Annotated in this window: 6 protein-coding genes; 4 read left to right on the forward strand and 2 right to left on the reverse strand. The window is 51.1% G+C overall.

The genetic code is table 11. The annotated features are described in order from the left end of the window. Positions 1-9,573: PKD domain-containing protein (locus IM638_08080; GenBank protein ID MCA6362982.1), on the reverse strand; the 9,573-nt coding region annotated here is incomplete at its 3' end. 703 nt (positions 9,574-10,276) lie between these two features. Here IM638_08080 and IM638_08085 point away from each other — a divergent pair. Then, positions 10,277-10,753, forward strand: coding sequence for a hypothetical protein (locus tag IM638_08085; GenBank protein MCA6362983.1), 477 nt, complete (start codon positions 10,277-10,279; stop codon positions 10,751-10,753). A 10-nt stretch (positions 10,754-10,763) separates the two neighbouring features. Continuing rightward, a complete protein-coding gene (locus IM638_08090; GenBank protein ID MCA6362984.1) occupies positions 10,764-11,729 on the forward strand; it encodes a hypothetical protein in 966 nt (321 codons plus the stop codon). Here the strand turns inward: IM638_08090 and hemL are convergent. Beyond that, a complete protein-coding gene (hemL, locus tag IM638_08095) occupies positions 11,719-13,017 on the reverse strand; it encodes a glutamate-1-semialdehyde 2,1-aminomutase (protein MCA6362985.1) in 1,299 nt (432 codons plus the stop codon). The two genes, IM638_08090 and hemL, sit on opposite strands and share 11 nt — an antisense overlap. Before the next feature lie 219 nt (positions 13,018-13,236). On the opposite strand from hemL, the gene kynU reads away from it, so the two are divergent. Next, positions 13,237-14,511: a kynureninase gene (gene kynU, locus IM638_08100; GenBank protein MCA6362986.1), complete on the forward strand. Its 1,275-nt coding sequence runs from the start codon at positions 13,237-13,239 to the stop codon at positions 14,509-14,511. Positions 14,512-14,523: 12 nt separating this feature from the next. Beyond that, complete coding sequence (locus IM638_08105; GenBank protein MCA6362987.1) at positions 14,524-15,867, forward strand: FAD-dependent monooxygenase; 1,344 nt, start codon at positions 14,524-14,526, stop codon at positions 15,865-15,867. Positions 15,868-15,974: the final 107 nt, after the last annotated feature.

The raw sequence follows: 15,974 nt of genomic DNA on the forward strand, positions 1-15,974 counted from the left end.
ACTGAGCCGTGCGGTGCCACCGTTGTTGGTGTCCACGTTATCGCTCAAACCGTCGTTGTCGGTATCGGCACAGCCATCAATGATACCGTCGCCGTTGGCATCAGTGCCGCCGGCTTCAACTACATCGGCAATGCCGTCGTTGTCGCTGTCGAGGTCAAGGTAATCGTCATTTCCATCGCCATCAGTATCCGGTGTGGGCAGCGGAGTACCGCCGTTGTTCGGATCTACGCTGTCGGCAAGACCATCGTTATCGGTATCCGTAAAGCCGTCAATGATACCGTCGCCGTTGGCATCGGTGCCGCCGGCTTCGGTTACATCAGTAATACCGTCGTTGTCGCTGTCAAGATCAATGTAATCGTCGTTGCCATCGCCATCGGTATCCGGTGTGGGCAGCGGGGTGCCACCGTTGTTCGGATCTACGCTGTCGGCAAGACCATCGTTATCGGTATCCGTAAAGCCGTCAATGATACCGTCACCGTTTGCATCGGTGCCGCCGGCTTCAGTTACGTCTGTAATACCATCATTATCGCTGTCGAGATCCTGTGTATTCGGAATACCGTCGCCATCGGTGTCGGGATACGGAAGCGGAGTTCCGCCTGTGCTGGGATCCACAAGATCACCCAGACCATCATTGTCAGTATCTACAAACGGACCGTTACCGATAATACCGTCTCCGTCGGGATCAGATCCGCCGGCTTCGAGAACGTCAGTAATTCCGTCGTTATCACTGTCAAGATCGAGGTAGTTCGGAATGCCGTCACCATCAGTATCCCCTGTTCCTTCTACAATGTCGAGAATACCGTCATTGTCATCGTCAGGATCCACGTTGTTCAGCACACCGTCGTTGTCCGAATCATCGGTTTCGCGCCAGTCGAGCTGTGTGGTTGAAGGATTATCGAGGTTCGGGAACGAGTTGGGTGTTTGCCCGTTGGTCGGGTTCCAGAGCGCATCGTTTGCATCGTAGTTATCGTCTAGACCATCACCATCCGCATCGTTGCCGGAAGGTGTGGTGTCGGGGTTGCCGTCGTTGTTGGTATCCCAGCCTTCGAGGGCATCGTTCATGCCGTCGTTATCGGCATCAGTGTCCACATAGTCGGCACCATCAGTCGTACCATCGGTATTTACAGGTGTTACACCTGCCCCACCGAAACCGGCAAAGTTGTCGTAAGCATCATCAATACCGTCGTTGTCAGAATCTGTACCGGCGGGAGCTGTGTAGCCCGGTGTTGACTGGCCTTCGATGTTGTCCACGATACCGTCGTTATCGCTGTCGATATCGAGGAAGTTGGGCAATCCGTTGGCGTCCGTGTTATCGTTGGGATAACTGTCGGGACGACCGTTGCTGTTGGTATCGGCACCGGTGGTAAAGTTCGGTGTACCGCTCTGTGTGGGGTCAACCACATCGTAGAGACCATCGTTGTCGGCATCAGCCGCATTGTCCACCAGACCGTTTCCGTCAGCATCCGTTCCGCCGGTTTCGATGATGTCCACAATACCGTCATTGTCGCTATCGAGATCAATGTAGTTCGGACGACCATCGCCATCGCTGTCGAGCGTGGCCAGCGGCGAACCACCTTGCGAAGGATCAATCACATCGGCCAGACCGTCGTTATCCGCATCGGTGAAGCCATCAATGAAGCCATCACCATCGGCATCGGCACCGCCATTTTCAGCTACGTCTGTAATACCGTCGTTGTCTGAGTCGAGATCAGTAGCATCAGGATTACCGTCGCCGTCGGTGTCCACGGTTCCTTCGGTTACATCAAGGATGCCGTCGTTATCATCATCCGGATCGAATGCGTTAGCCACACCATCGTTGTCGAAGTCTTCAATTTCGCGCCAGTCGAGCTGTGTGGTTGAAGGATTGTCGAGGTTCGGGAACGATGTGGGCGTTTGTCCGTTGGTCGGGTTCCAGAGTGCATCGTTGTTATCATAGTTATCATCTAAACCATCGCCATCCGCATCGTTACCGGAAGGTGTGGTGTCGGCTACGTTATCGCCGTTGGTATCCCAGCCTTCAATGGCATCGCTGATAGCGTCATTATCGGCATCGGTATCTACGTAGTCAGCACCATCGGCAGCCGCATCGGTGTTCACGGGTGTAACACCGGCACCACCAAAGCCTGCGGTAAGGTCGTAAGCATCATCAATGCCATCGCCATCAGTATCTGTGCCTGTGGGCGGTATGTAACCTGCGGTTGATTGTCCTTCGATATTATCTACAATACCATCATTGTCGGCATCAATATCAAGGAAGTTGGGCAGACCGTTGCTGTCGGCGTTATCGTTCGGGTAGCTGTTCGGACGACCGTCGTTGTTAGTATCCGTGCCAGTGGTGAAAATCGGTGTACCGCTTTGTGTGGGATCAACCGTATCACGCAAGCCGTCGCCGTCCGCATCAGCAGTTCCGTCAACCTGGCCATCGCCGTTTGCATCGGTACCACCTACTTCGATAATGTCCACAATACCATCGTTATCGCTGTCGAGATCGAGGTAGTTGGGCACACCGTCGCCATCGCTGTTCAGAGCACCCAATGTAGTTCCGCCAGCCGAGGGATCCACGCTGTCGGCAAGGCCGTTTCCGTTTGTATCGGTAAAGCCGTCAATGCGACCATCGCCATCCGCATCAGCGCCGCCGTTTTCGGCTACGTCGGTAATACCGTCGTTGTCGCTGTCGAGATCAAGGAAGTTCGGAACGCCATCGCCATCTGTATCGCCGGGAGTTACCGGTGTACCGCTCTGGCTCGGATCCTGCGCATCGTTCAAACCGTCGTTGTCCACATCGGTGAAACCATCCACAATACCATCACCATTTGCATCGGTAAGGCCGTTTTCAATTACATCAGTAATTCCGTCGTTGTCGCTGTCGAGATCAAGATTATTCGGAATGCCATCTCCATCGGTATCACCTGTGCCTTCGGCCACATCGGTTACACCGTCGTTGTCATCATCCGGATCGTTGATATCCGCAATACCGTCGCCGTCATTGTCAAGCGGTTCGCGCCAGTCGAGTTCGGTGGTAGCAGTATTGTCAAGGTTCGGGAACGATGTAGGTGTCTGGCCGTTGGTCGGGTTCCAGAGGGCATCGTTCGTATCGTAGTTATCGTCAAGACCATCGCCGTCGGCATCAGAACCCGCGGGCAGCGTGTTGGCTACACCGTTGTTGTCGGTATCCCAACCTTCAAGAGCATCAATATCGCCATCGTTATCAGCGTCGGTGTCCACATAATCAGCACCGTCAGTCGCACCGTCGGTATTTACAGGAGTTACACCTGCACCGCCGAAACCAACGAAGTTATCGTAAGCATTGTCAATGCCATCGCCGTCGGTGTCTGTACCGGTGGGCGGTGTATAACCCGTTGTTGACTGCCCTTCAATATTGTCCACAATACCGTCGTTATCGGCATCAATGTCGAGGAAGTTGGGCAGGCCATTGGCGTCAGTGTTATCAGTCGGATAACTGTCCGGACGGCCATCGTTGTTGGCATCAGCGCCGGTGGTGAAAATCGGTGTACCGCTCTGGTTCGGATCAACTGCATCACGCAGACCATCGTTGTCCACGTCGGTAGTGCCGTCAACCAGACCATCGCCGTTGGCGTCAGTTCCACCTACTTCAATAATATCTACAATACCGTCGTTATCGCTGTCGAGATCAAGGAAATTCGGGAAACCGTCACCATCATTGTTCAACGTGGTAAGCGGGGTTCCGCCCGTCGAAGGATCCACTACGCCGCAGAGGCCGTCGTTATCCACATCGGTGCAGTTATCAATTATACCGTTACCGTCTGAATCAGCACCACCGTTTTCAGCTACATCGGTAATACCGTCGTTATCGCTGTCGAGGTCAAGCGAGTTCGGAATGCCATCTCCGTCAGAATCAATGGTACCTTCTGTTACATCCAGAATACCATCGTTATCATCATCCGGATCATACGGATCAAAAATTCCGTCGCCATCGGTATCTGTACAGGTTACTACTGAAACTGCAGTCGTTGTTATTGCCGAAGGACAGCCATTCACGGTAATTACAAGTGAATAGGTTCCGTTTGCAGCAAGAGTCGCAGAAGGGATTGTCGGGTTCTGAAGCGATGAACTAAAGCTGTTTGGGCCTGTCCAGGCATAGGTGGCACCCGCAACAGTAGCAGCGGTCAGGTTGAGCGGAGTGGTTTCGCAAACCGGTGTATTGCTCGATACTGCGGGAGCAACAGGTGTTGCATTTACAGTAACCGCAGTAGTTCCGGCAACAGAGCTACAGCCGTTAACAGTTACAGTAACACTATATGTACCGCTGGCAGCAGTGGTAACGCTGGTAATTGAGGGATTCTGAAGCGCAGAGGTGAAGCTGTTGGGACCTGTCCATGTATAGGTAGCACCGGCCACCGCAGGAGTAGAAAGGTTTAAGGTGTTGCCCGAACAAACCGGAGAGTTGCTTGATGCAGTGGGCGTAGCCGGGGTTGCATTCACAACAACAGCCGTTGTGCCGATGCCTGAAGTACAACCCGCAACAGTTACCGTTACGCTGTAAGTACCGGCCATAGCCACAGTGGCTGAAGGACGTGTGGGGTTTTGCAGCGAAGAAGTAAATGCAGACGGGCCTGTCCAGCTGTAAGTAGCACCGGCTACTGCAGGCGTACTCAGGTTAATCGTATTACCTGAACAAACCGGCGAATTGCTCGAAGCAGCAGGCGTAGCCGGAGTTGCATTAATGATTACAGCTGTGGTGCCTGCAACCGAAGTACAACCATTTACCGTTACCGTAACACTGTAAGTGCCGGTAGCAGCTGTGGATACACCGGGGATTGTAGGATTCTGAAGCGACGAGCTGAAACTGTTCGGACCGGTCCAGGAATAGGTGGCACCGGCTACCGCGGGAGTTGAAAGGTTTAATGTATTGCCCGAACATACCGGCGAGTTACTTGATGCGGTGGGCGCAGCCGGAGTAGTATTTACAGTAACTACGGTAGTCCCGGCTGCTGATGTACATCCACCAACTGTTACGGTTACGCTGTATGTTCCGGCAGCAGCGGTTGTTACACCTGTAATACTGGGGTTCTGCAACGCCGAGCTAAAGCTGTTGGGACCTGTCCAGGCATAGGTGGCGCCAGCAACTGCCGGTGTGGTAAGATTAAGCGTATTGCCAGTACATACTGGTGAGTTGCTAGAAGCCGTGGGAGTAGCCGGGGGCGATACTACGTTAACCACAGTAGTGCCTGCAGCCGAGGTACAGCCGCCGACAGTTACAGTTAAACTGTAAGTGCCCGCCATTGCCAACGTAGCCGAGGGTCGTGTGGGATTCTGAAGCGAAGAAGTGAATGCGGCAGGGCCGGTCCAGCTGTAACTGGCACCAGCCACAGCGGCTGTACTCAGGTTAATGGTATTACCTATACATACAGGCGAGTTGCTTGTGGGAGCAGGTGTGGCCGGTGTTGGATTAATAGTAACCGCAGTGGTTCCAACTGCCGATGTACAACCGCCCACCGTTACCGTAACGCTGTATGTACCGCTGGCTGCGGTAGTCACGCTGGTAATTGAAGGATTCTGGAGCGCCGAAGTGAAGCTGTTGGGGCCTGTCCACGAATATGTGGCTCCCGCTACAAGCGGAGTAGATAGGTTAAGCGTATTGCCCGAACAAACAGGTGTGTTGCTTGAGGCCGTAGGTGTGGCAGGTGTACTGTTAATTACAACTGCCGTAGTTCCGGCAGCCGATGTACAACCACCCACTGTTACAGTAACACTGTATGTACCGGCCATTGCCAATGTGGCCGAAGGACGGGTCGGGTTTTGAAGTGACGAGGTGAAGGCTGAGGGGCCTGTCCAGGCATAAGTAGCACCAGCTACTACCGGGGTACTCAGGTTAATGGTGTTGCCGGTACAAACCGGACTGTTGCTGCTGGCTGTAGGAGCTGCGGGTGTGGTATTAATAACCACAGCAGTTGTTCCAACTGCCGATGTACAACCGCCAACCGTTACGGTTACACTGTATGTGCCTGCAGCGGCAGCAGTTACACCTGTAATAGTGGGATTCTGTAATGCCGATGAGAAACTGTTGGGACCGGTCCAGCTATAGGTAGCACCAGCCACAACGGGCGTACTCAGGTTAAGCGTGTTGCCTGTGCAAACAGGGCTGTTGCTGCTGGCTGTGGGTGTTGCAGGTGTGGTATTCACAACTACCGCAGTGGTTCCGGTGGCCGATGTACATCCGCCAACCGTTACGGTTACGCTATAGGTGCCCGCCATTGCCACTGTAGCCGAAGGGCGGGTTGGATTTTGCAGCGATGACGCAAAAGCCGAGGGGCCGGTCCACGAATAAGTGGCGCCAGCTACAACAGGCGTGCTCAGGTTTATGGTGTTGCCTGTACAAACCGGACTGTTGCTGCTGGCCGTAGGTGTGGCGGGCGTTGTATTTACAACTACAGCCGTTGTTCCGACTGCTGATGTACAACCGTTTGTGGTTACCGTTACGCTGTAGGTACCAGCCATAGCCGCCGTTGCCGACGGGCGGGTGGGGTTCTGCAACGATGACGAGAAAGCTGCAGGACCTGTCCAGGCATAGGTGGCACCGGCCACAGCTGGCGTGCTCAGGTTTATAGTGTTGCCTGTACAAACCGGACTGTTGCTGCTGGCTGTGGGTGTGGCGGGGGTGGTGTTAACCACTACAGCGGTAGTACCCGTAGCCGATGTACAGCCTGCAACCGTTACCGTTACGCTGTAAGTACCGGCCATAGCAACCGTAGCTGAAGGACGCGTCGGGTTTTGCAGCGATGATGTGAAGGCTGCTGGACCTGTCCAGGCATAGGTAGCACCAGCTACTGCGGGTGTACTCAGATTGATTGTGTTGCCTGTACACACCGGACTGTTACTGCTGGCTGTAGGCGTGGCGGGAATCGGATTTACAGTAATGGTAATGGTTGCCGTATCCGTACATCCGGTTGCCGTGAGCGTACCTATTACTGTATAAGTAGTAGTGGTGGCAGGCGAAACAACTACAGATGTTCCGGTAAGTGCTCCCGGATTCCATGTGTAAGTGTTGGCTCCGGCAGCTGTAAGAGTTACCGGACTTCCGTTACATGTAGGATTGGTTCCCGCAGTTACCGACACACTTACCGAAGGTTGTGTGATGGTAACTACTGTTGTAGCTGTATCAGAAAGAATACAGGTGGTGCTGTTATATGCTACCAGCGTTACGGTGTAAGTTCCGGCAGTTGCATAGGTATGCGAGGGACTGGTTGCCGTGCTGGTAGTTGCATCGCCAAAATTCCAGAGGTAGCTGGTGGCGTTTGTACTATTGTTGGTGAATGTGATGGGAGCGCCTACGCAACCGCTGCCCGAAGATGCAATGGCCGCAGCACCGGGTGAATAGGTTTCCAGATCGAATTTGAAAACAGCATTGTTACAGTTGGTGCTTCCATCGTTTGGCGAATATGCACTCGGTGTTACAGGGAAACCGTTGGTAGGAGCTCCGCAAGAAGCACACACTGCCTGATAAACCACACCAGATTCGGTGCTGTTGTTGCTGAAGAGACTAGTACCACCATCAACGTGATCGGCTGTTCCGCCACCCTGACCAAAATAGGTACCATAACGCAGTGAAGCTGCGTTGGGCTCAAGCACAATAAAGTAAAAGTCGCAATTATCGGTTATCGTTTGGAAAGCCCCTGGTGTAGTGGGCATACCAATGTTGTTACCACCATCAAAGCAACGCCCCCATCCTGCAGCATAGATTTTATTGCAGGTATCCACTTCAAACGCAGTGGGCGAAAGATTGGGATTTACTCCATTACCAAATACCGTAGAAAACTGAGTAGTGGTAAGTGTAAGGTTTAATCCATGAATAAACTGACAACTGTTGGCATTGGAATATACACCGCCGGTAACCGGATAAGCACCACCGGCACTTAAGCCATACACATATACTCCGCTTGTATTCACATCAACGTTGAAAGCTCCGTCTTTATTTGCCGTACCTAAATATGTTGACGCAATTAAATTGCTGCCTGCAGAGTTTATCTGAAACACAAATCCATCCACGCCTCCCATTGCAGCAGGATGAATAACACCAGCAGTAGTCGGGAAGTTGTTGCTGTTGGTTAATCCTGCTACATACAATGTGTTGCCGGCACCAATCTGTAAACTAAAACAGGCATCAAAGTTTGCACCACCCACCAGTGTGCTGTACACTTGTGTAGTGAGGGTGTTGTTCATTTTAAATACCACACCATCCTGCGTACCACCTAGGGTATTATCGAAAGCACCAGCAGTTGTGGGGAAGTTGGTTGACTGGGTGCAGGAAGCCACACATACATTGCCCGAACCATCAAGACGAATCTGACCGCGGCCATTATCGGCGTAGGAGAAACGGGTTTGTGTGGTTCCGGTAAAGCTATTCAACACGTTGGTGCCATCCAAACCATTACCACCTACATAAGTAGAGGCGATAAGTGTGGTGAGCGTACTGTTGAAGCGCGCAACAAAAATATCGGTCGTTCCACCGTTGAATGAATTATCGAAACAGCCTGCAGTGACGGGGAAGTTATTGGATTCTGTGCGACCAAGCACATAAAGGTCGCCATTGGCTGCGGTTATGATGGAGTGCGGATACTCATTTCCTGTACCGCCGAGATAGGTAGAAGCAAGAAGTGTTTGTCCGTTTGCACTGAAAATACTGATACTTACATCAGTAGCACCGGCAAACGTGGTTTGGAAAGCACCGGCTGTTGTGGGATAACCTGCGGCAAAAGCCACACCCGCCATACACATTACACCGTTAGGACCGGGACAAGCCGTAAAGCCCCAGTTATCGGCAGTGGAGCCGGAATAGGTTGATGCCGCCAGAAACGGGTCGATCACCAGCGGATAGTTCGAGTCATATCCGTTGGGGAAATAATAGGACACTTCTCCGTTCTGGATCATAAACTGCACCAGCACGTTTACACGGCCCGACGGAGTTTCCTGGTAGGCTACAGGAGCATATTCTTTTACCGTACCCAACGAATTTGAGGTAATCAGATTGCCCTCGGCATCGATTTCCTGTTTGGTTGCTCCTTTATATTCGAGACGAATGAGTGAAGCATCAGCGCCGGGAGCAATAATGTAATCGTACTTAATAATGTCGCGGTAGGAGCGATAGTTAAGTGATATGCCCGGATAAAGCTGTTCGTAACGAATTTCGTTGAACGTACCTACTTCTGAGGTCTGGTTAACGAGTTTGTTATTGGTGAAGTATGAACGAGAAACCGGATTGCGGCCAGCTGCGCGTGTTTGAACAATTGACGATGCCCCCACAAACGACACCTTTATGACATCGTTTTTGATTTGTACATCAGCCGCATCTCCACCTCCATGGTGAAATTCCTCATAGGCATCAGAAAGGTTGCTGAAGTGTACGGTGTATCCGCCACGCTCATGGTAGATAAATCCGTTATTAAGTTCAGTACGGTAGAGCACCGCCTGATCCCATTGCCCTTTATTTTCTTCAAAACGGGCCTGGGGTTCACTGCTGAATGTTTGTGCTGTAAGTGCATGAGCAAACAGAAGCACTGCTGCCGTAAACATTCGTTTCGTAAAGTGGAGCATATCAAAAAAATTGATGGTCTAACCGATCTCTGCACCTGCAATACAGTTATTACCTATTATCAAAATCAATTATTGATCGTAATATTATAGGTATAAGCTTGTTATGGGAGGAGGCGCAAGGGATTGGTTAGATGGTTTCCGTGAGCAAAGTAAAGCTATCCTTTAATGCAAAGCAATTCATATTTTCGATACCACGCATAAATAACTGATAATCAGAAATTTATTGCGCCGCCCTTTTTGAAGAGAAAAGCGGTAAAACATCTAACTTAAAAATATATAATCGATACAAAAACACTATTCACCTAAGAAAAAATCATATTCATCGTACAATCTATCTAATTCGATGAAAACAAGTCAATATCTACCAGAAAACAAGAACCCTTGAAATCAATGAGTTTGGTTTTGCCTAGCATAAGCACATATTACTGTAATACAGTAAATGTTTATTGTAAAGGATAAGTTCTAACCGAAGGGGGAATGCTGAACAATATTTCACCATTTGAAAAGCCATAACCCTGAATTCAGTTATCTTTGGAAATACAACCAAAATCTAATGCGTTATTTCCTGTTTATTTTTACGGCCCTGTTCTTTTTTACTGCCATTCCGGCACAACAACCCGCTCAACCATTGGATACAGTGTATCTTATGAGCGGTAAGATTGTAACGGGATATATAAAGGACACGGCATCCCAACAGGTCAGAATGCTTGTACCCAGGAAAGGGAATTTCAAAGCTGATTTTATCGATCAGGAGCTTGTGTTTTCAGTTAAATACGGAAACACCGGGCAGGAAGTGATTTTCTATAAACAAGATACTCTTTTTGGTAACTACTACACGCCACAGGAAGTGCGTTACTTTTTGCAGGGCGAGCGTGATGCCAGGCTTTATTACCGTTGTCCGGGTTGGACAGCGAGTGCTTTTGCACTGGGGGTGGCCTGCGGGTTTACAAGGTCAATGTGGGGCCTTGCTCCTCCATTCCTCTTCAGCGGTTTATCAGTAGCATTTCGCATTCCGGTGCGGCCGGGAACTGTTTCGCATCCGCAAAATCTGAAATACGATACATATCTGCTTGGATATGAAAAGTACGCCCGTCAGCGACGTGCAATGCGAACGTTGGCTGCCGGAGGAATTGGTTTTGCGGCCGGTTTTATCACTTCATCCATCATCAAAAATAACTAACACTTTTTTCATGCGCCATTTACTGAAAGCCGCTTTCGCTTTCTATGTTTATGGCAATTTCCATGTGTCGCTCTGTGCTGCGGCGTGGAGCGATGTGACGTGCATGATAATGGGTTTTCGTGTAGAAGGCTGGCTGGCCCTGTTTAGTTTTTGTGCCACATTTTGCCTTTACAATGTGCAGCGCGTGTATGCATCGTGGAAATTAAACCCTTTTGAACGGCAGCATACTGAACGCCATGTGTGGATTCACAAACACCGCCTTGTAATGACTGTGCTTATGACAGTGGCCTTGCTGGCTGGTGCAGGGATTTTTGTTTCGCGGGCTTTTACACAAGACAGCAGCGGTTATCATTTCGGGCTGAATGAGGCCACGCAGGAATTTTATTTCTGGTGCATTTCAGCAGGAATTATTTCGGCGGGTTATGCACTGCCGCTAATTCCCGCAAAGCCGCGCTGGAAAAGGCTGCGCGATTTGCCCGGCATAAAAATTTTCCTGATTGCACTGGTGTGGGCTGTAGTGTGCGGCATGTGGCCGCTTTGCGGTATAAATGGAGCCGATTGCTTAGTGGGCTGGCCTGACCATTTGCGGTATATGCCAATGCAAGACTACAGGCTGTTGATTTTTTCAGTTTACACGGCTTTTGCCTTTGCCATTACGGTGCCGTTTGATGTACGCGATTTCCTGATTGACGGAGCCAGTGTAAAATCTTTGCCGGTTTTACTGGGTATTAAACGTTCGCTGTGGGTGGCGGTAATTGTGCTTTTACTCATTGCGGCGGCATGTGTGTATTTTGCATTTCCGCAAAACCAATTTTCCTGGGGCCTGCTTGCTTTTGCAGCGGCTTGTATTCCCGCCGCATTCATCGTAGCCAAAGCCACACCACGCAGGCACGAATACTATTTTTCCTTTCTTACCGACGGTTCGCTGATGCTGGTGTGGGCCGCTGTGTTTGTGACCTACCGTTTTATGCAGTAGCAAAAGCCACATCCATAGCTTCGGCAAAGGCTGTAATGGTGTGGTCGATATCGGCTTCGGTGTGTGCGGCTGATACAAAACCAACTTCGTAGCCCGACGGGCCGAGGTAGATGCCGCGCTCAAGCAGGGCGTGATACATGCGGCGGAAAATGGTCATGCTTTGCGGATCTATTTCTTCGGCCGTGCGGATATACTCTTTATCGGTAAAGGCAATCCAGAAAACAGAGCCAATGTGCCACAGCTTAGCTACATAGCCCTTAGCCATAATGTGCTCGCGGATGCCGTTTACAAGCCGCAGTGTTTTGGCTTCCTGCTGCTGGTAAAATTCAGGAGCGAGACAGGCCGAAAGCTGCGCCAGTCCGGCACTCATGGCTACCGGATTACCCGACAAGGTACCTGCCTGATACACATCGCCTTCGGGCGAAATACAGCTCATAATTTCCCTGCTTGCACCATAGGCACCCACAGGCAGCCCGCCTCCGATAATTTTTCCGTAAGTGATAATATCGGGCTGGATGCTGTAGTAGCCGGCAGCTCCGCAAAAGCAAACACGGAAGCCCGAAATTACCTCATCGAAAATGAGAAGGCTGCCATACTCGCGCGTAATTGTGCGCAAAAATTCGAGGTAGCTTTTTTCCTGAAGCAGCAAGCCGTTGTTGGCCGGAATGGGCTCAATAATAACCGCAGCTATTTCATGACCGAATTGCGTAAACGCTTCGCGCACGGCCTCTTTGTTGTTAAGCGGCACCACAATGGTTTCGTTTACAAAAGCCTCCGGCACACCGGCTGATGATGTATTACCAAACGTGACCAGCCCTGAACCGGCTTTCACCAGCAGCGAATCGCTGTGCCCGTGGTAGCATCCCTCGAACTTCAGGATTTTTGTACGCCCCGTATAGCCGCGCGCCAGCCGGATGGCACTCATCACCGCTTCAGTACCTGAGCTTACAAACCTGATTTTTTCAATGTACTTGTTGAATGTAAGAATCAGCTCAGCCAGTTTATTTTCAAGCTCGGTAGGCGCACCAAACGAACTTCCGTCGGCCACGGTTTCCTGCACGGCTTTCACCACACTATCATTGGCATGACCCAGAATAAGCGGGCCCCATGAGCAGCAATAATCAATAAACTCATTATCATCGGCATCCCAGATACGGGAACCTTTTCCCTTACGGATAAACAACGGTGTGCCGCCTACTGAACGAAATGCGCGAACCGGAGAATTTACTCCGCCCGGAAAATATTCTTTAGCTGTTTCAAAAAGCTGCTGCGAACGTGTGGTATTCATAGGCCGCAAAGTTAACTACTCCGTTTCTGAAATCTGTCAAATTAAGGTCAGCGCCTCAACTTTAACGTTGCATATTTGAAACAACTCCGCTGCCAGGCCCTGTTTCAAGGCGGATAATTCAAAACATGATAAGGCTGCCGGCCTGCTGTTTGATATAAAATGACAGTTGTCAGTTCCATTCCGGCAGACATCCGTATTTTTACGCCTCGTTCATTAGCTATGAATTACGAAAACACACTTGCCTTTGCGCAGCAAACCGACGCGGCTGATCCGCTGAAAGAATTCCGACAGCAATTTCTTATTCCCCAGCATAACGGGCAGGACACCGTTTACTTCACAGGCAACTCGCTTGGCTTACAGCCACGATCCACACGCGATTCGATATTGCAGGAACTCGACGACTGGGCGAAGTTTGGCGTGGAAGGCCATTTTGAAGCGCGCAATCCCTGGTTTTCGTATCACGAACTGCTTACAGCGAATGCCGCAGCCGTAGTGGGTGCAAAGCCAATTGAAGTAGTGGTAATGAACCAGCTTACTTCAAACCTGCATTTCCTCATGGCTACGTTTTACCGTCCGCGCGGGCTGCGTTACAAAATTCTGTGCGAGCAGAAAGCGTTTCCTTCAGACCAGTACGCACTCGAAACACAGGTAAAATGGCATGGCTACGAACCCGAGGATGCAATAATTGAAGTGGCTCCGCGCGAAGGCGAACACACGATTCGCACCGAGGATGTAGTTGCAGCCATTGAAAACGCCGGCGAATCGCTTGCACTGGTAATGATTGGCGGCGTGAATTACTACAGCGGCCAGCTTTTCGACATGGCCGCAATTACGGCAGCCGCACACCGTGCAGGGGCATACGCAGGCTGGGATCTGGCGCATGCCGCAGGCAATGTACAACTCAAGCTGCACGAGTGGAATGTGGATTTTGCCGCCTGGTGCAGCTACAAATACCTGAACAGCGGCCCCGGCAGTGTAGCCGGTGCATTTGTACACGAGCGCCACGCGCACAGCAACCTGCCGCGCCTTGCCGGCTGGTGGGGGCATGATAAAGCCTCGCGCTTTAAAATGGAAAAAGGCTTTGTGCCTGTTCCCGGTGCCGAAGGCTGGCAACTCAGCAATGCGCCCGTGCTTTCGATGGCCGCGCACAAAGCCGCGCTCGAAATTTTTGCCCAAGCCGGCATGCCTGCACTCTGTGCCAAAAGCGAAAAACTAACCGGCTACCTCGAATTTGTGATCGACAGCGTGAGCGCCGCACACGGCAACTGCCTCGAAATAATCACTCCGCGCGATAAAACCCAACGCGGCTGCCAGCTCAGCATTGTGGCTCACGGCCGCGGACGCAAACTCTTTGATGCACTCACTGCCGGAGGCGTTATTGCCGACTGGCGCGAACCCAACGTAATACGCACCGCTCCTGTGCCGCTGTACAATTCGTTTGAAGATGTGTGGCGCTTTGGTGCAATTTTGAATAAAGCGCTGCAAAACCACTAAGCCATGCCGCAAATGAAATCAGCCACCGTTATCGGAGCCGGACTCGTAGGCTCTCTCCTTTCCATTTACCTCGCCAAGCGCGGCTATAAAGTAGATGTGTTTGAACGCCGCGCCGATATGCGCAAAGGCGGCGCCTATGCCGGACGCTCCATTAACCTCGCCCTCAGCGACCGCGGCTGGCGCGGACTTGAGGGCGTGGGCATTGCCGATGAAATACGTAAAATTGGAATTCCCATGTACGGCCGGCAGATCCATCATATCGACGGTTCTCAGGTGTTTCAGCAATATGGCAAAGACGGGCAGGCCATCTGGTCAGTATCACGCGGCGGCATTAACATGCGGCTAATGGATCTGGCAGAGGCGCAACCCAATGTGACCATGCATTTTGAACAGGCCTGCGAAAAAGTGGACCTGAAAAAAGGCGACAGTTCCTTTAAGCACGTAAGCACACAGACTGAAACACACCATACATCCGACCTCATTTTCGGATCAGACGGTGCTTTCTCTGCCGCACGGCTGAACATGATGCTAAACAACGACCGTTTTGAATACCGGCAATTTTATATTGAGCATGGCTACAAGGAACTCAACATTCCGGCAGGGCCAAACGGCGAGTTTCTGCTCGAAAAAAATGCCCTGCACATCTGGCCGCGCAAAAACTACATGATGATTGCACTGCCCAACCCCGACGGCAGCTTTACCTGTACGCTGTTCTTCCCGTTTGAAGGCGAAGAATCGTTTGCCGCACTTCAAACGCGCAACGATGTGAAGGCATTTTTCGACCGCGTGTTCCCCGATGCCGTGCCGCTCATGCCTACCCTGCTCGACGATTACTTTGCAAATCCCACTTCATCACTCGTAACTGTAAAATGTTATCCGTGGACATTTGGCGACAAGCTGGCGCTGATTGGTGATGCGGCTCATGCCATTGTACCTTTTTATGGGCAGGGAATGAACTGCGGATTTGAAGACTGCGTGGTGCTGAACGAACTCATCGACAAACACGCTGAAAACTGGCCTGCCATTCTCGATGAATATCAGCACCTGCGCAAACCCGACGGCGACGCCGTGGCTGATCTGGCATTGGCCAACTTCATTGAAATGCGCGATAAAACGGCAGATCCGAAATTCCTGCTTCAGAAAAAAATCGAAGCACGCTTCAGTTCAAAATACCCCGATAAATGGATTCCGCTGTATTCAATGGTTACATACAGCCCGCATATCCGCTACTCCACCGCCCTGCGCGAAGGACAGCGACAGGAAGCCATTATGCAGGAAGTAATGGCCTTGTTTCCCGATCTGGAGCAGTGCTGGGATTCGGAAGAAGTGGAAAAAGCTATCCTGGATAGAATTTAAAATACTGACTATCAATAAAATAACAACAAGCCATTTATCCCGACTGGCAATTTCAGAGGATTTTTCGGTGAAATTTATTCGCACTGCAGGGAAATTACCTACCTTTG

The organism is Bacteroidota bacterium (genome assembly GCA_020402865.1).
Classification (GTDB): Bacteria; Bacteroidota; Bacteroidia; order Palsa-965; family Palsa-965.